Origin of the sequence: Epilithonimonas caeni DSM 17710 (genome assembly GCF_000426465.1) — a bacterium.
In the GTDB taxonomy this organism is placed as follows: Bacteria; Bacteroidota; Bacteroidia; order Flavobacteriales; family Weeksellaceae; genus Epilithonimonas; species Epilithonimonas caeni.
In genome coordinates, this window is record NZ_KE384528.1 from 311,064 (window position 1) to 334,735 (window position 23,672).

17 protein-coding genes and 2 tRNA genes are annotated in these 23,672 nt (G+C 36.3%); 10 read left to right on the forward strand and 9 right to left on the reverse strand.

Features of this window, described 5'->3' with window-relative positions; translation table 11 throughout:
• Nucleotides 1-100: 100 nt before the first annotated feature.
• Nucleotides 101-397 (reverse strand): GIY-YIG nuclease family protein, encoded by a 297-nt coding sequence (locus K319_RS0119230; protein WP_027385098.1) that lies wholly within the window; start codon nt 395-397, stop codon nt 101-103.
• A gap of 220 nt (nt 398-617) precedes the next feature.
• On the opposite strand from K319_RS0119230, the gene K319_RS0119235 reads away from it, so the two are divergent.
• Nucleotides 618-3,434, forward strand: coding sequence for a TonB-dependent receptor (locus K319_RS0119235; protein WP_027385099.1), 2,817 nt, complete (start codon nt 618-620; stop codon nt 3,432-3,434).
• Between the two features lie 55 nt (nt 3,435-3,489).
• Here K319_RS0119235 and K319_RS0119240 read toward each other — a convergent pair whose 3' ends face one another.
• The 3 genes from K319_RS0119240 to K319_RS21240 form a co-directional block, all read right to left on the reverse strand.
• On the reverse strand, nt 3,490-4,257 hold the full coding sequence (locus K319_RS0119240) for a T9SS type A sorting domain-containing protein (protein ID WP_027385100.1): 768 nt from the start codon (nt 4,255-4,257) through the stop codon (nt 3,490-3,492).
• 302 nt (nt 4,258-4,559) lie between these two features.
• Complete coding sequence (locus K319_RS21235; RefSeq protein ID WP_051230802.1) at nt 4,560-5,345, reverse strand: T9SS type A sorting domain-containing protein; 786 nt, start codon at nt 5,343-5,345, stop codon at nt 4,560-4,562.
• A gap of 198 nt (nt 5,346-5,543) precedes the next feature.
• A complete protein-coding gene (locus K319_RS21240; RefSeq protein WP_051230803.1) occupies nt 5,544-6,335 on the reverse strand; it encodes a T9SS type A sorting domain-containing protein in 792 nt (263 codons plus the stop codon).
• Between the two features lie 186 nt (nt 6,336-6,521).
• On the opposite strand from K319_RS21240, the gene K319_RS0119255 reads away from it, so the two are divergent.
• The gene (locus tag K319_RS0119255) at nt 6,522-9,737 is read left to right on the forward strand and encodes a hypothetical protein (RefSeq protein WP_235696136.1); all 3,216 of its coding nucleotides are present in this window, start codon (nt 6,522-6,524) and stop codon (nt 9,735-9,737) included.
• Nucleotides 9,738-9,803: 66 nt separating this feature from the next.
• Here the strand turns inward: K319_RS0119255 and K319_RS0119260 are convergent, their stop codons facing one another.
• Nucleotides 9,804-10,634: a sulfurtransferase gene (locus K319_RS0119260; protein ID WP_027385102.1), complete on the reverse strand. Its 831-nt coding sequence runs from the start codon at nt 10,632-10,634 to the stop codon at nt 9,804-9,806.
• Between the two features lie 94 nt (nt 10,635-10,728).
• Here K319_RS0119260 and K319_RS0119265 point away from each other — a divergent pair, with 94 nt between their 5' ends.
• Together K319_RS0119265 and K319_RS0119270 are read left to right on the forward strand one after the other, a co-directional pair.
• The gene (locus K319_RS0119265; protein WP_027385103.1) at nt 10,729-11,685 is read left to right on the forward strand and encodes an NAD-dependent epimerase/dehydratase family protein; all 957 of its coding nucleotides are present in this window, start codon (nt 10,729-10,731) and stop codon (nt 11,683-11,685) included.
• Nucleotides 11,686-11,812: 127 nt separating this feature from the next.
• Nucleotides 11,813-12,520 carry a polysaccharide deacetylase family protein gene (locus K319_RS0119270; RefSeq protein ID WP_156907143.1) on the forward strand — a complete coding sequence of 236 codons (708 nt, stop codon included), beginning with the start codon at nt 11,813-11,815 and terminating at the stop codon, nt 12,518-12,520.
• Nucleotides 12,521-12,579: 59 nt separating this feature from the next.
• Here K319_RS0119270 and K319_RS0119275 read toward each other — a convergent pair.
• The 4 genes from K319_RS0119275 to K319_RS0119290 form a co-directional block, all read right to left on the reverse strand.
• Nucleotides 12,580-12,652 (reverse strand) — tRNA-Phe (locus K319_RS0119275).
• 118 nt (nt 12,653-12,770) lie between these two features.
• Nucleotides 12,771-12,843: transfer RNA gene (locus K319_RS0119280), tRNA-Phe, on the reverse strand.
• A 92-nt stretch (nt 12,844-12,935) separates the two neighbouring features.
• Nucleotides 12,936-14,780, reverse strand: a complete 1,845-nt coding sequence (locus K319_RS0119285; RefSeq protein WP_027385105.1) for a lysophospholipid acyltransferase family protein — start codon at nt 14,778-14,780, stop codon at nt 12,936-12,938.
• A 7-nt stretch (nt 14,781-14,787) separates the two neighbouring features.
• Complete coding sequence (locus K319_RS0119290) at nt 14,788-16,026, reverse strand: aspartate kinase (RefSeq protein WP_027385106.1); 1,239 nt, start codon at nt 16,024-16,026, stop codon at nt 14,788-14,790.
• Between the two features lie 240 nt (nt 16,027-16,266).
• Between K319_RS0119290 and fbp the strand changes: the two genes are divergently transcribed.
• From fbp to K319_RS20810, 6 genes are all read left to right on the forward strand, one after another.
• Nucleotides 16,267-17,286, forward strand: a complete 1,020-nt coding sequence (fbp, locus tag K319_RS0119300; RefSeq protein ID WP_027385107.1) for a class 1 fructose-bisphosphatase — start codon at nt 16,267-16,269, stop codon at nt 17,284-17,286.
• 63 nt (nt 17,287-17,349) lie between these two features.
• Nucleotides 17,350-18,360, forward strand: coding sequence for an o-succinylbenzoate synthase (locus K319_RS0119305; protein WP_027385108.1), 1,011 nt, complete (start codon nt 17,350-17,352; stop codon nt 18,358-18,360).
• 155 nt (nt 18,361-18,515) lie between these two features.
• Entirely contained in the window at nt 18,516-19,229 is a 714-nt protein-coding gene (locus K319_RS0119310) for a DUF3108 domain-containing protein (RefSeq protein ID WP_027385109.1), read from the forward strand.
• Between the two features lie 175 nt (nt 19,230-19,404).
• A complete protein-coding gene (locus K319_RS0119315) occupies nt 19,405-19,683 on the forward strand; it encodes a co-chaperone GroES (protein ID WP_027385110.1) in 279 nt (92 codons plus the stop codon).
• Nucleotides 19,684-19,792: 109 nt separating this feature from the next.
• Nucleotides 19,793-21,415 (forward strand): chaperonin GroEL, encoded by a 1,623-nt coding sequence (gene groL, locus K319_RS0119320; RefSeq protein WP_027385111.1) that lies wholly within the window; start codon nt 19,793-19,795, stop codon nt 21,413-21,415.
• Nucleotides 21,416-21,567: 152 nt separating this feature from the next.
• On the forward strand, nt 21,568-23,622 hold the full coding sequence (locus K319_RS20810; protein WP_034672193.1) for a M48 family metallopeptidase: 2,055 nt from the start codon (nt 21,568-21,570) through the stop codon (nt 23,620-23,622).
• Nucleotides 23,623-23,672 lie beyond the last annotated feature (50 nt).

Below are 23,672 nucleotides of genomic sequence, written 5' to 3' on the forward strand. Positions count from 1 at the left end.
GTCAAAATTTTGGTGAGAGTTTTTTATTTTCTTGTCAGTCTGAGGCTCTCGAAGACATATAAATACTTCAAAAATCGTCAGATTTTTTTCCTTGTAAAAATTACTGATTCGGAAACTTTCTCTTTGAAAGATTGGGTAATTTCTCCCATTCATCATTAATGACTGCTTCTTTTTTGGCTCTACTCCAACCTTTCAGTTGCTTTTCAAAAGCAATGGCTTGATTAACATCATTGAACTCTGTGTAGTAAACAATTTCAACTGGTCGTCTTGTATAGGTATAAGAATTAGGGTTTTGACCATTTTGATGATATAGAAAGCGTGTTTCCAAATCATTTGTTACACCTGTATAATAGGTATTGTCGGTACATAGTAGGATGTAAACGTAATATCTTTTCATAATTGTGTTTTAGCCAAAGTTAATTAAAATTGGAAAAAGCAGAGCTTTGAAGTATTTATATGTCTTCGAGAGCCTCAGACTGACAATGCTAATACCAAATTTTTTTTGACACTTCATTTTAAAAGTCTTCGAGAGCCTCAGACCGACAGAGAAAATTTTAACAACCAAATATTAATAATCATCAGAAAAAATTAGTAGTTTTAAATACTGATTAATTTTGATGAAGCGATTTTTTTTGTGTTTGGTTCTATTGTTGGCAAATTTCTGGGCAAAGTCTCAGCAAGACAGCATTTTGCTTCATGTAAAGCTTAATGAAGACAAAAAATCAATCTCAGTAGAACAGACGTTGATCTATCATAATCCTCATCAGAAATCAATCAACCAAATAAAGCTTCTGAATTGGGTTTCTGCTTATCAGAAACGCAAAACGCCACTTCTCAAAAGAAAGGTTGAAGACCGCAAAAAAGACCTTTATTTTGCTAAAGACAACCAATTGGGAAAATTGGAAAATCTCCAATATTCTTACGGAAACACGTCTTCGGAAATCCTTAATAAAACTCAGGAAAACATTTTCATTCCACTTGCCGAACCTTTGGAATCAGGGAAAAGCATCAAACTTAATTTAAAATATCAGATTCAGCTTCCTGATGCACGTTTTACAGGTTACGGAGTTGATGTTAATAAGATTGTTTTAAAATACTTTTTTCTAGTTCCCGAAACTTACGAAACCGAAAATCAAAGCAATTCTTTTTATCGAGATACAGAAGAAACAGCCAACGCAGGTTCTTTCTGGAAAGTCGATTTTCAAGTCCCACAGAATTGGAAAATCTACTCCAATCTTAATCAAAATAATGATTCTGGGTTCGAAGGAAGCTCTGTCAACGACCCGGAATTCCAAATTTCAAAAGAAATCTATCCTGAATTTTCAATGGATGTTGACGGACAAAAAATCATTGTTCAATTAGCCTATCAGGTTTCTGAATATCAAAGACAGACCTTGCCCTTTCTTTTGCCAACGCATCTCAAATTCATAAAAGCAAGAGTCGGAAATCTTCCCGATAAATTATTCATCACTCAAAAATTCCTGAATAAAGAAGAGTTTATCGGGATTGATGACATCAAATTCTGGAAATTCAAATATCAATTGTTCACGGATTATGAAAAGGCTGATTTGGATTATTTCAGTGCAGTTTCGAAGAAAATAATAGACGAATATTTTATTACCAACAAAACGCAGGATCATTGGCTGAAAAATGGTTTGAAGTCTTATCTCGAAATCCAGTATCTTAAAAACTTTTACCCAAATCATAAACTTCTGGGAAATCTTCCGGATAATGCAAAAATATTTGGCATCAAACCTTTGAAGTTATTCCATGCTTCAAAGCTGAAACTTTCCGAGCGTTATGGATTAGCTTATCATTATATCTCGACTCAGAATCTTGACCAGAAAATCGACACGCCTTTTGATCAGTTGAGCAATTTCAACACGACCGCAATCAGTCAATTTGAAATGGGAAGCCTTCTGAATTATATTTCGGAATATCAAGGTTCCCAATCATTTGATTCTTTTCTAAAACGCTATTTGTCTTCAATATACAGAACCAAAACAACAGGTAAAGAGTTTCTTAATCATCTTGAAAAATTCACCAATGGAAAATCGACTTTTCTGAATCAAATGATGAGTGAAAAGCACAGAATTAATTTTAATCTAAAGAATTTTAAAGAACAAAATCAGGATTTTGTTGTTCATATTAAGGACAAAAATGCGTCTAATATTCCTCTGAAAATTGAATCCGAAAGTAAAAATGATGAAAAGAAAATATACTGGAAAGAGGGAAATTTTCAAATAAAAGATACACTTAGAATTCCAAAAGAAAATGTAAATAAAATTGTTTTGAATGATAATTATGCTTTCCCAGAAGCTAATTTCCGAGATAATTACATCTATACGAAAGGATTTTTCTCTAACACAAAAAAGATAAGATTCAAACTCGTAAAGGATGTTCAAAACCCGGAATATAATGAGATCTTCCTGACTCCAAGATTGACTTTCAATGCTTATGACAAAATTTTGCTTGGTCTTAACTTTAAGAACCAAGGGATTTTTGACCAGAAATTTGATTATTCATTCACACCATATTATAGTACAGGAACAGGAAAACTGACCGGTTCTGGTGCGATTGGCTATTCTATTCTACCACCAGATAGTTTTTTCAGAAGCTGGAATTTTACACTTTCGGGGTCCTACTTTCATTATAATACCAATCTGGCCTATAAGAGATTTGGAGCCGGGACTTCCATCAATTTCAATAAAAATCCAAGAAGTGCGATTGGAAGAAGCTTGTACTTCTCTTACAATTATTATGACAGAGAATTGACCCCATTGATGATTGAGAATAATCTCTATTCCAAATATAATCTTTGGAATCTCGGCTATTCTTATTCAGACAATCGGCTGATACATGAAAAATATATCTCAGGAAATCTGCAGTGGATGGAGGATTTTCAGAAGATTTCCGCAGAAGCTTTTTATCGCTGGGAATTTTCGAAGGACAGGAAAATCAGTTTCCGATGGTTTGCCGGATATTTTATAAAGAATGAAACCAAAAATACTTTATTCAATTATGGGTTATCACAGGTTTCCAACTATTCTTTTTCATATGGGCTATTGGGGCAAAGCGCCACTTCAGGGATTCTTTCTCAGCAGTTTATTTTGGCAGAAGGCGGTTTCAAATCGATGTTCAATACATCGGTTAATCAATTTATCACCAGCTTGAATGTAGATTCTCATCTTTGGAAATGGTTCAATCTCTATGCAGATGCCGGTGTTTATAAAAATAAGAACATGGCAACTCAGTTCATTTGGGATTCTGGAGTGAAAGTGAAAGTTGTTCCTGACTTTTTGGAAGTTTATTTCCCAGTAGCATCTAGTCTGGGTTTTGAACCTGGATTCAAAAACTACGGTTACAGAATCCGATATACATTGGTTCTGAATCTTGGCGCATTGATCAATAATCTGAGACGCGGGGTTTATTGAAAACAAAGAAGGCTTCCTGAATTAGGAAACCTTCTATCTTTGAAAGTGATTCAAATTATTTTTTGATAATTTTTTGAGATACTTTTTCTCCGTTTACTGTACCTGTTACGATGTAAGTACCTTTTACAAGAGAAGAAACATTAAGCGTAGAACCTTCTGTTACTTTAGCAGCTTTTACAACTTGACCAGCAATATTGATGATCTGAATATCTGCAGTCTTAGCGAAAGCAATAGATTCTCCCACTACCGTGTTTTTAACTAAGCTATATTTTGATTTTGACAAATCTTCAACAGCCATAGTTCCTTTTTCATATGCTAGGATGTCATCAAAAGAAGCAGTAGCACCATTATATGCTCTGAAAGCAACATCTAAAGTAGTTGCATCTGCAGCGGCAGGCATTTCTACAGTGTACTGTGTCCAAGCAGAAGCAGATGGCAAATATCCATTGTTTGTTCTGAATGCATCCGTTGTTGCATCAGCGGTAGTATAAACCGCTGTTCCTGCGGCATTCTTATAAACACTCCAAAGTCTTGAATCCGTATCATCTCCTGAAGACTTGTACCAGAAAGATATTACATAAGTTTTCCCGCCTGTTACAGGTACATTCTGATAAAATCCAGTTGTCGCAGTTACGCCACTATACATAGCACTGTTATTCCCAGTATGAGCGCCAGTCGTAGCAATTGTTGGAGCTGTATAAGCAGAACCTGTTCCAGCAGCCCAAGGAGCCAATCCATTTTCGAATCCTGAATTAACTGTTAAATTTTGAGCCGATACTAAAGATACCGCTGCAATACTTAAAATTGTAAAGATTTTTTTCATTTTATTAAAGTTTAAAAATTGTTTTATTATAAATAATTAAAGGGATGCTAAGTTAATAAAAAAATGTAATCCGCAAAATTATGTTCATTTTTTAACATTTCCGCATTATCAGGTCTAGATTTAATCAAGGTTAGAAATTATAACCTTTGAAAATCAACATTTTTTTATTTTCAAAAATCTTACCATTTTGCTTGCACAAAAATAAACATATTAATAAGACCTTATGTTAAGCCTGTTTTAAATCATAAAAAAGCCAATGTGAGAAACATCAGCCTTTTATAAATCAAAATCGGGAAAAGGAGTTACTTCTTAATGATTTTCTGAGACACAGCTTGTCCGTTTACAAGACCTGTTACCACATAAGTCCCTTTTGGCAAAGCAGAAACATCCAATCTGGAGTTATCAGAAACTTCTGTCGTTTTTACAATTTGCCCGGCTGTATTGTAAACTGATACTTTTGCAGAAGTCCCAAAGATCAATTCATTTGATATGATGGTATTCTTCACCAAGTTAGCTTTTCCTTTTGTAGCATCTACCACGGCCATTGTAGCGTCTTCGTACACAATTACGATAGAAGTAATATATGCAGCATTAGCGCCTCTTTTGATAGCGAAGAATTTGTAATCAGTTCCTGACAGATCGGTAGTTGTCCATCCCGTAGTAGAAGCAGACCCAACTTGTGTTCCACCAGTTACATCATAATTTGCAGCAGCCGTATTAACTAATCTTGAAGCTCCACCATATAATGAAGATTCTCTGGCTGTACCTACAGAATTGATAGTAATACTTACTATTTTCCCCGGCAAAGCCGTGGTATTATAAATAACACCATTGTTTGCTTGTGCCTGAATATTTGTACCCGCAGCATTTCCTGAACTAGGTGTATTATTTGCATTTCCAGTGATAGCTTTACCTCCAAAGCTAATACTATTAGTCGTCCATGTTCTCTCTGCACCGTTGTTATAATTACTAGTACCTAAGACACCCGTCCCTCCAATATTAGCTACATTAATTGTAACCGTTTTTGTTTGCGCAGTAATTGTTAATGCTAAAACAGTTACCGCAAATAAAGAATAGATCTTTTTCATAATAAAGTTTATTAAAGATTTTGTTTGCGACAAAGCTATCATAACCCGTTATATTTCAGATTTATAAATTATTAATTGTAAATTAAAAAAAAGCAACAGATAATTGATTTTCAATTCATCTGGCTTAATTTTCACTTAACAAAAAAAAAACGCTACCAATTTTGGTAGCGTTATATTATCATTTATAAATAATGATAATTATTTCTTTATAATTTTCTGAGAAACAGTTTGTCCATTTACAAGCCCTGTTACCACATAAGTTCCTTTTGCTAAAGCAGAAACGTCTAATCTAGTATTTTCAGAAACCTCAGCAGTTTTTACAATTTGGCCTGCTGTGTTATAAACTGATACTTTTGCAGAAGTCCCAAAGATCAATTCATTTGATACGATGGTATTCTTCACCAAGTTAGCTTTTCCTTTTGTAGCATCTACCACGGCCATTGTAGGATTTTCATATACAATTACAATAGAGGTAATGTATCCGGCACTAGCTCCTCTTTTGATAGCGAAGAATTTGTAATCAGTTCCTGACAGATCGGTAGTTGTCCATCCCGTAGTAGAAGCAGTGCCTACCTGTGTGCCCCCAGTTACATCATAATTAGCTGCTGTAGCATTTACCAAACGTTCTGCACCACCATAAAGAGAAGATTCTCTGGCTGTACCTACAGAGTTGATTGTTACACTAAGTATTTTCCCTGGCAAAGCCGTCGTGTTATAGATAACCCCATTATTTCCTTGTGTTTGAATATTGGTGGCAGCAGCAGTCCCGGCAGTTGGATTGTTAATAGCATTGGCAGTGATCGCTTTTCCACCAAAATTAATAGCATTAGTGGTCCAAGTTCTCTCAGCTCCACCATTATAATTACTTGTTCCTAATACTGCAGTACCCCCGATGCTTGCTACATCAATAGTTACTGTAGCTGTTTGCGCAACAAGATTACTGCTTACAGTTAAAGCAACTGCTGCTAATAAAGAATAAAATTTTGTCATAATATAAAGTTTAAAAATGTTTCTTTCATTTCCATTATGGGATGGCAAATATAAAATTTTAATGCCAACTATAATTTTACAGTTCCCTTTTCCGTTTTAAATAATTGTTAATTCGGTTCAAAGCCTATTATTACTACATTTACACTTTACAAGAAAAGGGTGCCTAAGATATACAAATTTTTCCTAATGATCTGTACTTTTTCTGCAATGGCTTCGGTCAATGCACAGATATTCAGTTGGAAGAACCCAAATATCCCGCAGGATTCCCTTAAAAAAGATAGTGTGATGATCTCCAAGATCAATCGGGATTTTTTTACCAAAGACACGCTTGACTTCATCAAAAAACAGAATCGCGTGATCTATGACGAAGAAGTTCTGGTAAAAAATGACAGAAAGAGAATCCTTGGCGAACTCAATTCCAAAGGTTCTATTATCAGAGGTATTACTTTTGGTAATAATCAAGGTTCTTCGGTTCAAAGTTCGATGGATATGCAGATCTCCGGAAAATTAAGTCCTGACGTCTCTATTTTAGCTTCGATTTCTGACCATAATCTTCCTGTTCAGGCGGATGGTTATACACAGACGTTGCAGGAATTTGATAAGATTTACCTTCAACTTAATATCAAAAACCACAGCATCATAAGAGCAGGGCATCTAGACCTCAATGATGAGACCACTTATTTCGGACGCTACCAAAGACGGAGTATGGGATTGCAATTCCTAACTAGTTGGGAGAAGAACGGTAACAAAACTTCCGTCGATGTTTCCGGTGGTGTTGCCCGAAGTGAATTTTTCCGGATGCGTTTTCAAGGAGTTGAAGGCAATCAAGGGCCATATCGGCTAACAGGAAAAAATGGGGAGCTATTCATCACTATTATTTCCGGTTCGGAACAGGTTTATATTGATGGAATACTGATGAAGCGTGGAGAAAATCAGGATTATACAATCAATTATAACACGGGAGAAATCACATTTACAAGTTTCCGACCGATCTATAAACAGAATTTCATCAACGTTTCTTATAATTACACCAACCGGAATTATACAAGATTTCTGATCACCGGAAATATTAAACATCAAAGAGAGAAACTGAAAGCCGGATTCAGCTGGTTTATGGAAAATGATAACAAAAATGCACCGTTATCTCTCAACCTGAGTGATGAGGACAAACAAACTCTGGTCAATGCAGGGAACAATTCCGACGCCATGTTTTCACCATCAGGTGTGGAAACGGAATATGATGTCAACAAGATCCTTTATAAAAAAGTATTCTCTGGCGAGTCTTTCTATTATGAGTTTTCGACCGACCAAACCCAGGTACTTTATCAAGTTGCTTTTACTTATTTCGGAAGTGGAAAAGGTGATTACCAATTACAGCAATCGACAAACAATGGTCGTGTTTTCCAATATGTAGGAGCCGGTCTGGGAGATTACATGGCAGTCAGAAAATTGCCTGCTCCGGAAAAATCCCAGGTTTACTCAGCAAATATTGAATATGCACTCAATGACGGCGTTATTGGAACCGATGTTTCAATGAGTAATTACGATCTCAATCTCTTTTCATCAAAAGACAACAAACAGAATATCGGTTATGCCGCAAGAATCTACGCCAATAAAACCTTCCGGAAAAACACATGGACAGGAACACCAATGGTGGAGTATCAGGTCATCCAAAAGAATTTCCATATCCTTGACAGAATCAATAATGTTGATTTCTGGAGAGACTTTAACCTGACCAATGAATTTAGTCAGATCACTCAGAACAGATTTATTTTTTCATTCCTGAATGACTTTAACAAAACTTCAAAGATCAATTATAAACTGAATTATCTAGAAGAAACGGATACTTACAAAGGAATCAAAAATGATATCGATGCCATCTGGAAAATCGGAAAATTCAACAATCTTGCGGCCGTTTCTTATCTGGACACCAAATCAACTGACCTTAATACCACTTTCATCAGAGGCGCAGTTTCGACAGAATTAGCCGGCAAAAAAGGAAGCTGGATGCTGGGCGGCTCCATGGAGCACAACGAGAAAAAATATAACGCTACCCAAACTCTTGATTTGACAAGTTTTAGCTGGAAAGAGATTTTCATTCAGAAAAAGATTGCGGACTCTGCCAGAACAAAATTATTAGCTAAGGTATATTTCCGAGGAAACGATTCGGTTCTTGATAATCGTCTTCAAAAAATGAACAACATCCTCGGGATTCAGGCGGAAAGTCAAATTATTAAAACCGAGAAGACCCAATTATCGACTTTGATCCATTACAGAAAGTTTTTTTATGAGAATCAGGCTTTAACAAATAATCAAAATCAGGATTTCGTGGTTGGAAATATTTTATATAATCAGCAATTGTTCAAAAACGGGATGCGCCTTCAGCTTTTTTATGAATTGGGGAATGGTCAGGAAGCACAACGTGAGTTCCAGTACATCAAAGTAACTGATGGACAGGGCGTTTACAAATGGACGGATTATAACAACGATGGCGTTCAGCAATTAGATGAATTTGAAGTAGCAGAATATGCAGATCTGGCGCAATACATCAGAGTTTACACCAATAGTGTGAATTATCTGGCCTCTAACAAAAACAAGCTTCAAGTTGCCTTATTTGTGAATCCTTCCGTGATCATTAGTTCAGAAAATGCTTTCCTGAAACGTTGGAATTTCAATCTATCATTACTTTCGCAGAATTCTTATATGAAAGGCAGTAAAGTCCTGGTCTGGAATCCTTTTGAAAAACAAAGCGACCAATTACTGAGAACTCAAAACATTCTTGCTTCGGCTTTATTTAATTCTAATGACAGATCCGGGTGGAACGGAAGTTACCGATATACAGACAATGACAATCTTGTGAATGCCAATTTCAGCAACGAGGAACATTCCCAGAGATCTCATTTTATGAACGTCGGTTATTCTTTCTCAAAAACCTTCCGCACCGATTGGGAAAACACGTTGCAGAATGTAACCAATAGCTCGCAGGTTTATAACACTCGAAATTATCTTCTTCAAAATTGGGAAACCAAACCGAAAGCAACTTATAAATTGACAGAAACTCTGCAAACAGAACTTTTCGGGGCGCTTCGTCAGAAAAAAAGAACCGATGGCGACGAGCTTTTGAAAACTTATGAAGTTTCCGGGACACTCCAATGGGAAAAGTCAAAAACATCCATCAGAGCCAATTTTTCTTTCATTAACAATGATTTTACCGGAAACAGTTACAGCATTGTCGGAAATCAGATGTTAGAAGGCCTGAAAGCAGGGAAAAACCAAGTCTGGACCTTATACATCCAGCAAGCGATCAATTCATTCATTCAGCTTAATGTTAATTACGAAGGCAGAAACTCCGGTGACAGGACAATCCATATCGGAAGTATGCAGATCCGCGCAAGCTTTTAGAAAAATGATGAATTATGAGTTATGAGTTATGAATGAATGTTGGAACTCATAATTCATAACTTATAACTAGACTTCGTTTCTGCTCCACTCGCTCCAGCTTCCTACATACAGGTTCGGAATATCAAACCCAGCATGATCCAAAGCTAAAAGAGAATGACAAGCCGTTACGCCACTTCCGCAATGGAACGTGATCTTGCTTTTATCATATTTCTCAAATAATTCCGAATATACGTTCCGAAGGGTTTCAGGGGATTTGAATAAACCATTTTCGTCCAGATTATCAGAAAAAGGATAATTCTTAGCATTCGGAATGTGTCCGGCAATCAAATCGATCGGCTCGGTAATTCCCTGATAACGTTGAGCCTCGCGTACATCTACAATTACAGAATCTGGATCCAGAGTTGCTTTTTTAACTTCATCAATCTGGACCTGTGGTAATTGCCAATCCGTAAAATCGGAGATGTATTCAGTTTCTGGATAAGAATTTTCACCAAAAGCTAAAGGATAATTTTGATTCTCAGCGAATTGGAGACCGCCATTCAAAACCTGAACATTTTTATGGCCAACAGCCCTCAACATCCACCAGAACCTTGCTGCGGCATTTGTTCCATTTTTGTCATCATAGATCACTACGTGAGCTTCTTTATCAATCCCTAATTTCCCTAATGTTTTGATAAAATTTTCGAACTTCGGAAGCGGATGACGACCTCCAAACTTTGGATCATCGATCTCAGCCAAATCGGAATTCAGATCTACATAAACGGCATTATCGAGGTGTTTCTTTTCAAATTCAAACTTTGCATCAGGCCCGGTTCTTACATCAAAAATTTTAAGATCTTGTTTTTCTGACAGTCCCAAAAGTTCGCTAACCTCAATAATTGGTAATTGGTTTTTCATTTTATCATATTATTAAAAAATTATTGGAATTCTTTTTGATTCTCAATCCCAAATTTAATTAGATTTGCCAATCAAGAAAAGTAAAAATGAAACTATGACAGAAAAAATCCTAATCACAGGCGCACTTGGACAAATCGGAACAGAACTAACTGCCAAACTATCAGAAATTTATGGTAAGGACAATGTTATTGCTTCCGGATTGGACAAATGGAAAGAGGGCATCACAGAAGCTGGTTACTATGAAAGACTTGATGTAACTAATTTCCAAGCCGTTACAGAAGTTATCAAAGAACATAACATTACTACAGTATATCATTTGGCCTCTCTTCTTTCGGGAACTTCGGAAAAGCAGCCACTTTTTGCGTGGAAACTCAATCTGGACCCGTTGATCCACCTTTGTGAATTAGCAAAAGAAGGTGTCATTAAAAAAATATTCTGGCCAAGCTCGATCGCCGTTTTTGGAAAAGGAATTCCTAAAGAAAATGTTGGGCAGGAAGTTGTTCTTAACCCAACAACTGTTTATGGAATCTCCAAAATGGCAGGTGAAAAATGGTGCGAATATTACTTCGAAAAGTATAGCGTTGACATCAGAAGTATCCGTTATCCCGGTTTGATTTCCTGGAAAGCCCCGGCCGGAGGTGGTACTACAGATTATGCTGTCGAGATTTTTTATGAGGCTGTTGAAAATGGAAAATATACAAGTTTCATAAGCGAAAATACGGCAATGCCAATGTTGTATATGGATGATGCCATTGATGCTACGATCAAGCTGATGACAGCTCCAAAAGAAGAGGTAAAAATCCGCTATTCCTACAACCTCGGAGGGATGAGTTTTACCCCAAAAGAATTGGCCTCTGAGATCAAAAAAACAATACCTAATTTTGAGATAAAATACGAGCCGGATTTTCGTCAGGCAATTGCAGATTCTTGGCCGGCAAGCATAGATGATTCTGCAGCCAAACAAGATTGGGGATTGGATTATAAGTTCGATATTTCATCAATGTCGATAGATATGATAAATAATCTTAAGAAAAAGCTCAACAAACAATAAAATTAAAATAATCGGTTCTAATTAAATCAATTTTAACACTTGATTTTAAACGATTAAAAAATCAATCTTAATTATAGTTTAGGTGGTTTTATTAACTTTCAACATATCGATATCAGAAAACAAGATTTTGGAAACTAAAAATATTTCAGAATCTGAATTGATATCTTCTATCGAAGAAAAAATTAATTCTACCTTACTTTTATTGGAGCTCCATGAATTTCATGCAACATTTTTCATTGATATTTCCCTCGCTGAAAAATTAAAAAAATCGATAAAAAAGATATCATTTGCAGGTCATGAAATTGCACTTTACAATACGAGCTCTGACGTGAAAACGGTAGAGAAAGTGAAGCAAAACATTGAAGATCTTTTACAAAAACCAATACGAGGAATGAGGCAGAAATATCATCAGATACCTTACTCGGACATCAAGAAACTAGACTTCAATTATATCTCCAATATCGAGGAATCGAGAATCAATTTTCTATGGCGAAAATTGACCGCAAAAACAGAAATTCATATCGAAGATGATCTGACGATCGTTCCGGAAAGTCAGTCGCCCTACTCTCAACTTCCCTTCAATGATTATGTCCTTCAGGTGATACCAATGAAGTATTATGAAAGCATGCTTCTGGAAAGTTTGAAAAACAATGAATATGTAGTGATCTATTCAAACATCTGGCAATTTTTCGAATCAAAAGAACTCCCGATCAAGTTGCCTTTTTATAAAAAAATCAATATCGGTCGAAAATTCGAAGACCGTCTTGAACAGCTATTTCAGTTCATTGATGAGAACGAAATAGCTGTTTCGAGAATGAAGGATTATTTGTTTTAATTTTCCCTCCCATCATTACCGTATAAACAAAAAAAATCACCTAATTAGGTGATTTTAAGTGGTTTCTCCAGGAATCGAACCAGGGACACACGGATTTTCAGTCCGTTGCTCTACCAACTGAGCTAAGAAACCAGTACTCCTGTTGTTTTGAGTGGTGCAAAAATACACGCTTTACTCTTATAATCCAAATTAGATCAATACTAATTTTAATATTTTTATAAAAAAACCACCTTATCTAGGTGGTTTTAAGTGGTTTCTCCAGGAATCGAACCAGGGACACACGGATTTTCAGTCCGTTGCTCTACCAACTGAGCTAAGAAACCAGCACTCTTGTTGTTTTGAGTGGTGCAAAAATATACTCTTTATCCTTACCACGCAAATTATATTGGAAATACTTCTGCTCTTTGTATAAAAATCATTGATTATCAGAAGATTTTTTTTCAGTTTGAGCTTTAAAAAAATCACTTAACTCTTCTAAAACAGGCTTAATTGTATCTTCCGGGAGATCACTGATCCTGATATACATCAATCCATCAATCGCATCGTTGAAGTTAGGATCCACATTGAAAGCTATCATTTTTGCATTCTGCTTGATATATTTCTTGATCAGAACCGGCAACCTAAGCTCCGGCTCCAGGTCGTCTATGATTTTGTCCAGTTTGTTAAGGTCTGCATCCATATCTTCGAAAAACAAAGCTTTGTCACGCTCTTTCATGACAACTTTAAATTCATTTTTCGGATGGATATATTGCGCAACAGCAGAATCATAATAATGGGAACGCATGAACTCTATCATCAAAGATTTTGAAAATTCTGAGAATTTATTACTGATGCTCACACCCCCCATCAAGAATTTGTGTTCCGGATTTCTTAGGCAAACATGGACAATTCCTCGCCAAAGTAAGAACAACGGAAACGGTTTTTGCTGATATTCGATTGAGATATAGGCTCTTCCCATTTCTATCACTTTTCTGAAAAACGGTTGTAGCTCCGGATCATATTCGAAAAGTGAACTGGTGTAAAATCCATCGATCCCAAATTTCTTCATTACTTCGGAACCCAAGGCCATCCTGTATGCGCCTACCAATTTTTTCCCGGCATTGTCCCAAAGAAAAAGGTGATGATAATGATTATCATACTCATCCAGATCAAAAGGCAGATTCGTCCCCTCTCCTATCGCTCGAAAAGTCAATTCTCTTTGCCTTCCGATTTCCCTCATTATAGACGGAATCTCTGCAGAAGTCGTAAAAAACACATCGTAATCTCCGTGCGAAAAAAGTTTTTTATTTTCCGTCTCTTTGAGTATCTGGATCTCTTTAACGATATCTTCAACAGGCGTTTCATCAATAATATTCTGTACAATATTATTTTGCTTTTGAAGCGGAAGTTTAAGCGACATATTGGGAAGCTTCAACTTCTCCGTAATACTTTTCCTTTTCTCATAGTAAGACTTCAGCATATAGACCTTATTGTAGAGATATTCTCCTAATTCTTCCAGAGTTTCTTCCTCTTCCATCTGTTTTACAGAAATGGGCTTTCCAATTCGGATCCTGATCGGCTTGTCTCTTTTCCGCATCATTTCCGTTGGCAACATGAGTGTTTGCAGATCGGGATGAAGCTTGGAAATATTATAAAAGACCTTGCTGTTCGTTGCATGGAAATACATTGGGACAACGGGAACTTTTGCCTTCTTGATAATTTTAAGAGCAGTTTTCCCCCAAGGTCTGTCAAGAACTTCACCATATTCATTGTTTTTATTGGATACCTCGCCAGCAGGAAAGATCCCAATACATCCTCCTTCAGAAAGATGTTTGAAAGTTTCTCTCATACCCGAAGAGCTATTGTATGCATCTTTTCTGCCTTCGAAAGGATTGACAGAAATCACAAAAGGTTCCATCGGCTTTATCTTCGAAAGAAGAAAATTCCCCATCACTTTGAAATCTGGACGGATCCGTAACAGGATCTTGCACATCAAAATCCCATCCAATGCTCCAAGCGGGTGATTGGACACAATGATAAACGGACCTGTTTTTGGTACTTTTGCAAGATCTTCCTCGAAAACGATGTAACTAAGTTCCTGTTCTCTTATAAATTCATCAAAAAATTCTACACCTTTTGTATGAATCAGTTTATTATATAGATCATTGACCTCATTTATTTTTGTGAGACCCATGATGGCCGAAGCAACCGGTCTCTTGAGAAAACCAATCTTATCAAGTCCGGCGGCTTTTATCAAGTCTTCTTTGGATATTAAGCTCATAGTGTTTTTACATGGTTACCATCTGGAAGGTTTTCTTGGATATCTGTTCCAGTAATACTTTTTTGTCTTTGTAAAACTGATCTAGCTTATCCAACTCCGCATTTCTGACGGTGAATAAAGATACATTTTTTGTCATTTGTGTGATGAAATTCTGCTGTAACTCCTCATTAAAATCATTTGCCGTACCGAATTTATCTTCTAAGCACAAAGCTAATGAAATCGCAGAATTCTGCATCAAGGAAACTTTGATCTTATATTTCGCCAAAAGTGTAAAGATCAGGCTGATGTGATCCTCTGCTATGAACGAGAAATCTCGAGTTTCAACATTCAGCAATGTTTGATTTTCTTTTAGGATATAGCTTTCCACCAATTCATTTTCTGTGGAATTGCCCACTTTGGTTCCGGGCTCTTTTGGCTCAACAAACGATTTTACAAAGAATGGAATATTCTTCTGTTTAAGTGGCTGCAGTGTTTTCGGGTGGATAACAGATGCCCCGTAATAAGCCATCTCAATCGCTTCTTCATACGAAATGAAAGATAGCAATTCTACATTATCGAATTTTCTCGGATCGCCTGTCATTACTCCGGGAACATCTTTCCAGATGGTCATTTCATCGGCGTTCAGGCAATAAGCAAAAATTGCAGCGGTGTAATCAGAACCTTCACGTCCTAATGTCACAGTGAAATTATTACTTTCTGAACCGATAAAACCTTGCGTTACATAACAATTGATCTTATCCAATTTGGAAATATTCTGTTCAGTCTCCTGCCAGTTCACAATTCCTTCTCTATAATTGCTATCGGTCTTGATATAATCTCTGGCATCCAACCAATGATTAAAAAACTGAATATCATTAAGATACTCGCTCAAAATCTTGGAAGAGATCATCTCGCCGCAACTTACAACCTGGTCATAAACAAAATTATAATTAGGTGATTTGTTCCTTCTCAAAAAAGAATCGATATCATCAAAAAATAATGATATCTCTCCAAATACAGCATGACCTTCTGAAAATAATCCCTTGGCAATCTCGATGTGATTTTTCTTTATCAGTTCGATTTCGCTCTGATAGTCCTGTTTTTTGAAATAATATTCTACCACTTTTTCCAAAGCATTTGTAGTTTTTCCCATTGCAGAAACTACCAATAGACATTTTTCAAACCCTTGAGTTTCCAGAACCAAGGCCACATTTTTCACACCTTCAGCATCTTTTACAGATGCACCACCAAATTTGTAAATTTTCATTAGATTTTTTACAGTTAAACTTTTTTATTAGAAATTAAGGACTCGTTAATTGATTATTAACTTTCAAAAATATTAATTATGAACGGAATATAAAAATCAGCAAAATTTTTTCTAATGTTTCCAAATGAGATAATGAAACCATATTAATAAATTTATGATAAGTATCATCAAAAATTGATAAATTTTGTTTCATTTGATTGAAAAAAAATTTAGTTTTGTAGAAAATCAAATCAACCAAATATGTCACATCAGGCTTTGCAGACCTTAGGGGAATTCATTATTGAAAAACAGGATGATTTCAAGTATTCTACCGGAGAACTTTCCCGTCTTATCAGCTCTATAAGGATTGCCACAAAAATTGTAAATCGAGAAGTCAACAAAGCCGGAATCGCCGACATTATTGGAAAAGTGGGTACGGAAAATATCCAAGGTGAGGAACAGCAAAAACTGGATGTTTTAGCCAATGATATCTTCATCGCAGCTTTATCACAAAGAGAAGTCGTTTGTGGAATTGCGTCCGAAGAAAGTGATGATTTCATAGAGGTCAAATGCACAGAAAATGCGCACCTCAGCAAATATGTGGTTTTGATCGATCCCCTGGATGGTTCTTCCAATATAGACGTAAATGTTTCTGTGGGAACCATTTTCTCTATCTATAGAAGAGTTTCTGACCCGGGAAGTCCTGTTGAACTTAGAGATTTTTTACAAAAAGGCGTAAATCAGGTAGCTGCCGGCTATGTGGTTTACGGTTCTTCCACAATGATCGTTTATACGACCGGAAATGGTGTGAACGGATTCACGTTAGACCCATCTATTGGAACTTATTACCTTTCTCATAAGGACATCAAATTCCCAACTTCGGGAAAAATCTATTCTATTAACGAGGGAAATTATGCGAAGTTCCCACAGGGTGTGAAAGATTACATCAAATATTGTCAGGAAGAAGAAGGTGACAGACCTTACACTTCACGATATATTGGTTCTTTGGTCTCTGATTTTCATAGAAATATGCTGAAAGGCGGAATATATATTTACCCATCAACTTCACAATCTCCGAAAGGGAAATTAAGGTTGTTATATGAAGCTAATCCAATGGCATTTTTGACAGAGCAAGCAGGCGGAAAATGCAGCGACGGATTCAAAAGGATCATGGAAATTGAGCCAACAGAACTGCATCAGCGTGTTCCGTTTTTCTGCGGAAGTGCCGCAATGGTGACCAAGGCAGAAGAATTCATGGCAAAAGCTGTGGATAAAAACTAAGATCAAAAATTATTTAGATAATACTAAAGACCGATTTCTTCGGTCTTTTCTTATTTTTGTAGAATGAAGACTGCAAAATTCCATCAATACATTTTGAATTTCAAACGACCAAGCGGAACATCGCGCGGCGTTCTCAACACCAAAGAAACATATTTCATTGAAATCTCTGAAGATGACAAAAAAGGAATCGGCGAATGTTCACTTTTCCGAGGTTTGAGCTTCGATGACGATGATGACTATGAAGATGCTTTGGAATGGGCGTGCCGTAATATCAATCTGAAATTAGAAGAATTGCAGGAAGAACTCATCAATCACCCATCCATCATTTTTGGCATTGAACAGGCATTGCTTAATCTTGAACATCAGGGAGACCTTTATTTTCCAAGTGATTTTACAGATGGAAAAGACTCAATCAAAATCAATGGATTGATATGGATGGGAGATGCAGACTATATGCAATCTCAAATCGAGGATAAACTAAACAACAATTTCACCTGCATCAAACTAAAAATCGGAACTGATTGGGATTCTGAAAAAGAAATTTTAAGATCTTTGAGAAAGAAATACCCAAAAGATAAAATAGAACTTCGAGTGGATGCAAACGGCGCTTTTTCTCCGGAGCAAGCTAAAATCGTTTTGCAAGAATTGGCAAACTTGGAAATCCATTCCATAGAGCAACCAATACAAGCAGGAAATTGGCAAGCAATGGCAGAACTTTGCAAAAACACACCAACTCCGATTGCCCTGGACGAAGAATTAATCGGTGTTTTGAATATCGAATCCAAAAAAGAACTTCTCAAAGAGATCAATCCCCAATATATCATTTTAAAACCAAGTTTGATCGGCGGTTTTTCCGGTTCGGATGAATGGATAAATTTGGCAGAAAAAAACAATATCGGTTGGTGGATAACTTCCGCTCTTGAAAGCAATATCGGTCTGAATTCGATTGCTCAATATACTTACCTCAAGCAAAATCCTATGCCGCAAGGATTGGGAACCGGCGGATTATTCACCAATAATTTCGAGACGCCTTTGATTCTGAAAGGTGAAAATCTCTGGTTTGATAATAATTAAGGATTAAAGATGTCGCTCCTACGGAGCTCCGCTTACAAAACGTATTAATTCTACAAACATTTCCCTCCTACGGAGTTTTTAGTGCACTTCATTGATCCAGCAGATTTAGAATGCTGTAACTATATCATATTTGGCACTACTTATTATTAAAAAAAATGAGAACACTTCTTATCCTTTTAATAATCGGTAGTGCCCAATTTTTTTCGGCACAAGACATTTTGTCGCCAAATAACGTTAAACTCGATTCAAAGTACATCCAAGATGAATCATCGGAAGTAAGTTGGTCAATGGAAAATGCGGGCTCAAAAATTGAAATTGGCAAAGTAACCACCGAGTTCAAGAAATTGAACAAGAAAGACCTCCTTATAAGAACAACTGTCAAAATGAAACAAGCTCCCGAGGCTTGGGTTGATTCCACAATTGTCAAAATTTCAAATTTCCTGCCTGTTTACCATTCATCATTCAATTCTATGAGAGATATGTCGTTGAGATTTACCAAAAACAAAGTGGCAGGATATTATCTTGATAAGAAAACTCAGAAAAAAGATATGATTGATGAAGCTACAACTTCGTCTTATTTTGACAGCAACAGTTATCCCGCTTTGATTCGATTTCTACCTTTGACAGAAAATTATTCAACTGAAATATCAATTTTCGACTATAATCCAACAGCGAAAAAAGGTGTCATCAAAGCTTATATAGAAAAAGTTGAAAAATCTGAATATAATGGTCAAAAAGTCTGGGTTGTGAAATCGACTGATGATATTCAGGATAGAAAAGCCGAAAGCACTTATTACATTGATATCGATTCCCGAAAAATTCTTAAGCAGGAAATCAATGCAAGCGGAAGGAAAATGATAATGGAATAAATAACTTACCAATATAAAGTTAACCCAATTTGTAATTTTTTTCTGCCAAAATTTCACATCCATAAATAAATTCTGCCAAAATTTAACTTCCACCTTCCATCTTCCGCTTTCCATCGGCATTGGCACATTGTTGGAGATGTAGGAAGCAGAATAACATTAAAATTATATACTTATTATGTCAGTAAATTTTAAACCATTATCAGACAGAGTTTTGGTAGAACCAACTCCAGCTGAAACTAAAACAGCATCAGGACTTATCATCCCGGACACCGCAAAGGAAAAACCACAAGAAGGAACTGTCGTAGCAGTTGGTCCTGGAAAAAAAGATGAACCTACAACTGTAAAAGTGGGTGACAAAGTTCTTTATGGAAAATATTCCGGAACCGAATTAAAATTTGAAGGCAAAGATTATTTAATTGTAAAAGAGGGAGACCTTTTAGGTATTATCGGGTAATATAATTTGTAAAAAAGTAAAATGTAAAAAGTATTAACGGCTTTTTATTAAATAGAAATTAAAAAAAATCATTGTACATATTACATTGTACATTAATACAATAAGAATTATGGCAAAAGAAATAAAATTCGATATCGAATCAAGAGACGCTCTTAAAAGAGGTGTTGACGCATTGGCTAATGCAGTAAAAGTAACTTTAGGACCAAAAGGTAGAAACGTGGTTATCGAGAAATCTTTCGGTGCACCTCACGTAACTAAAGATGGTGTTTCTGTTGCAAAAGAAATCGAACTGGAGGACAGAGTTGAAAATATGGGAGCTCAAATGGTAAAAGAAGTTGCTTCTAAAACCAATGACATCGCAGGTGACGGTACTACAACAGCAACTGTTCTTGCTCAGGCTATCGTGAGAGAAGGTCTTAAGAACGTAGCAGCCGGTGCGAATCCAATGGATTTGAAAAGAGGAATCGACAAAGCAGTAACTGCAGTTGTTGAAAATCTGAAATCCCAGTCTCAAGCTGTTGGAGATTCTACTGAAAAGATCAAGCAAGTTGCTTCTGTTTCTGCTAATAATGACGAGACTATCGGTTCATTGATCGCGGAAGCTTTCGGAAAAGTTGGTAAAGAAGGTGTTATCACTGTAGAAGAAGCAAAAGGTATCGATACAACTGTAGATGTTGTAGAAGGTATGCAATTCGACAGAGGTTTCCAATCACCTTATTTCGTTACCAATCCTGAAAAGATGGTTGCTGAATTGGATAATCCTTACATTCTTTTGGTCGAGAAAAAAATCTCTTCTATGAAAGAATTGTTGCCAGTTCTTGAGCCGGTTGCACAAGGAGGAAAATCATTATTGATCATCTCTGAAGAAGTTGAAGGTGAAGCTTTGGCAACTTTGGTAGTGAATAAATTGAGAGGTTCCCTTAAAATTGCTGCTGTGAAAGCGCCAGGATTTGGTGACAGAAGAAAAGCAATGTTGGAAGATATCGCAATTTTAACAGGTGGAACAGTGATCTCCGAAGAAAGAGGTTTCACAATGGAAAATGTAACTATCGAGATGTTGGGAACTGCTGAAAAAGTGGTTATCGACAAAGACAATACAACAATTGTGAACGGTGGCGGTGAGGAAGCTCAAATCAAAGGTAGAGTTTCTCAGATCAAAGCTCAGATGGAAACGACTACTTCTGACTATGACAAAGAAAAACTTCAAGAAAGACTGGCTAAATTAGCTGGTGGAGTTGCTGTACTTTACGTAGGTGCTGCTTCTGAAGTAGAAATGAAGGAGAAAAAAGACAGAGTAGATGACGCACTTCACGCTACAAGAGCTGCTGTTGAAGAAGGTATCGTTGCCGGAGGTGGTGTTGCGCTTGTAAGAGCGGTTTCCGCCCTTAACTTTGAAGGTTACAATGCTGATGAAACAACCGGTATCAAAATTGTAAAAAGAGCTATCGAAGAGCCATTGAGACAAATCGTAGCTAATGCTGGTGGAGAAGGCTCTGTAATTGTTGCCAAAGTTGCTGAGGGACAAGGTGATTTTGGTTACAACGCAAAAACTGACGAATATGTGAATATGCTGGAAGCCGGGATCATCGACCCGACCAAAGTAACAAGAGTTGCTTTGGAAAATGCAGCTTCTGTTTCAGGAATGCTTTTGACAACGGAATGTGTTATCACTGAAGTGAAAAAAGACGAACCTGCAATGCCAATGGGCGGCGGAATGCCAGGAATGATGTAACGGTCAGCGACCGAGGCAAATTATAAATACAAACCGTTCAGATTTTTTCTGAACGGTTTTTTTATGAAATTTTCTTAAATAATTAATTGAATACATTCTAAAATACTGTTTAATTTTTTATTTTTATCTTAAAATTAATTACCATTCAATTTATGTTTGTACAAGTTTCATCAGATTTCAAGCAAAAAAGCACTTCTGCGATTATTGCCATTATATTATTCATCATTGTTTATATTCTACTATTCCTTTCCGCAATCGCTTTGACCATTGGTTGTATCGCAGCTGGACTTTGGATCATTAGCGTAAAACCTATGTTTTTCACGGTGATGATAGGTATTGGACTCGCCAGTTTAGGAATCCTTATTTCATATTTCTTGATAAAATTTCTATTCAAAAAACACATTACGGATAGAAGTGACCTTACTGAAATCACTAGAAATGATGAACCTCAACTATTTGAGATGATAGACGGGATCGTGAAAGAAGCAGGAACAGATTTTCCCAAAAAAGTCTATTTGGCCTATGATGTCAATGCCAGCGTTTTCTATGATTCCAGCTTTTGGAGTATGTTTTTGCCTATCAAGAAAAATCTGATTATCGGGATCGGACTTGTCAATGCTTGTACCAAACAAGAACTGAAAGCTATTCTGGCTCACGAATTCGGTCATTTTTCGCAACGTTCTATGAAAGTTGGAAGTTATGTCTATAACGTCAATCAAATCATTTTCAACCTGGTGAATGAAGATGAAGCCTATAGAAATACTGTCCAGGGCTGGGCAAACGCAAGTGGTTATTTTGCTTTTTTCGCTGAGTTGGCCGTAAAAATAACACAAGGTATCCAATGGATCCTCAGAAAGATGTATTCTTTTGTCAACATCCGTCATATGGCACTTTCCAGAGAGATGGAGTTCCATGCAGATGAAGTCGCTGCCAACATTGCAGGTTCGATCGCCTTGGAAGAATCGCTTCTTAGACTGGACCTTGCAGGTAATTCCTACAGTTCTGTGATCGATTTTTATAATAGTAAAATCCAGGAAAGTAAAACCAGCAAAAATATCTACAAAGAGCAAAACTTTGTGATGAATTATTTCGCAAAAGAAAGCGAATTAGAACTGAAATATAATCTTCCGGTTGTGAAAATCTCAGAAGCCGGCCTCTTCAATAAATCGAAGTTGGTCATAGAAAACCAATGGGCTTCCCATCCTTCTACCGAAGACAGGGTTGCTAAACTGCGACAGCTAAACATCATCAAAGATCCTGATAACAGCTCGGCGAGAACTTTGTTTAAAAATATTGATGCCACAGAAGAAGAACTGACTACAAAAATATTTTCCAATGTACAATATGAAAATCCAAAATCCGAATTAGACCTCGATACGTTTCAAGATGAATTTGAGAAAAATTACAACAAAGACACTTTTGATAAAATCTTCAACAATTATTATGACAACAAAAATCCGAATCAGTTTGATTTGAGCTCCGCCGTTCCATCACCGGAAACTTCCAATTTTGATGAATTATTTTCTAAGGACAAAGTAGAATCGGTCTATACTTTAATTGCTTTGGAAAATGACAGAAATACGATCTCTTCTATTGCGGATAAAACTTTCGATGTCAAAACTTTTGATTATGATGGCAGAAAATTCAAGGCAAAAGAAGCTAAAAATCTAATTCCGAAACTAGATGAACAAATAAAAAGTCTACAGGACGAAATCACTCAAAACGATATCAATATTTATCATTATTTCCTGAATTTGGCAAAAAGTAAAAGTGTGGAATTCGAATTAAGGCAATCGTTTTCTGATTTTTATGAACATGATAAGAACTATGAAGAAAAATTCGGCTTATTTGCTGAATTAAGCAAAGCTTTGGGGTTTGTAAGTGTAACAACACCATTTGAACGAATTACTAAAAACTTCGCAAAGCTAAAACCACTGGAAACAAAACTAAAACAAGAATTACAAGAGATCATAGACAATCCTTTGCTGAAAGAAGAAATCAATGAGCAGAACAGGAAAGATCTGGAACATTACATCAATAACGATTTGCTATACTTCAATCAAAATGAATATCTGAATACCAATCTTCAGCAATTATTTTTTGCGGTCAATAGTTATCATTTTTACATTGGAAGAAAATTCTTCTTATTGAAAAAAGAATTGTTAAGCAAAATGTCCTCTCTGGAGAAAACATTGATCACAGAGTAATAACACTGATAGAATAAACAAAAAAAGCCAATCAAAAATCTGATTGGCTT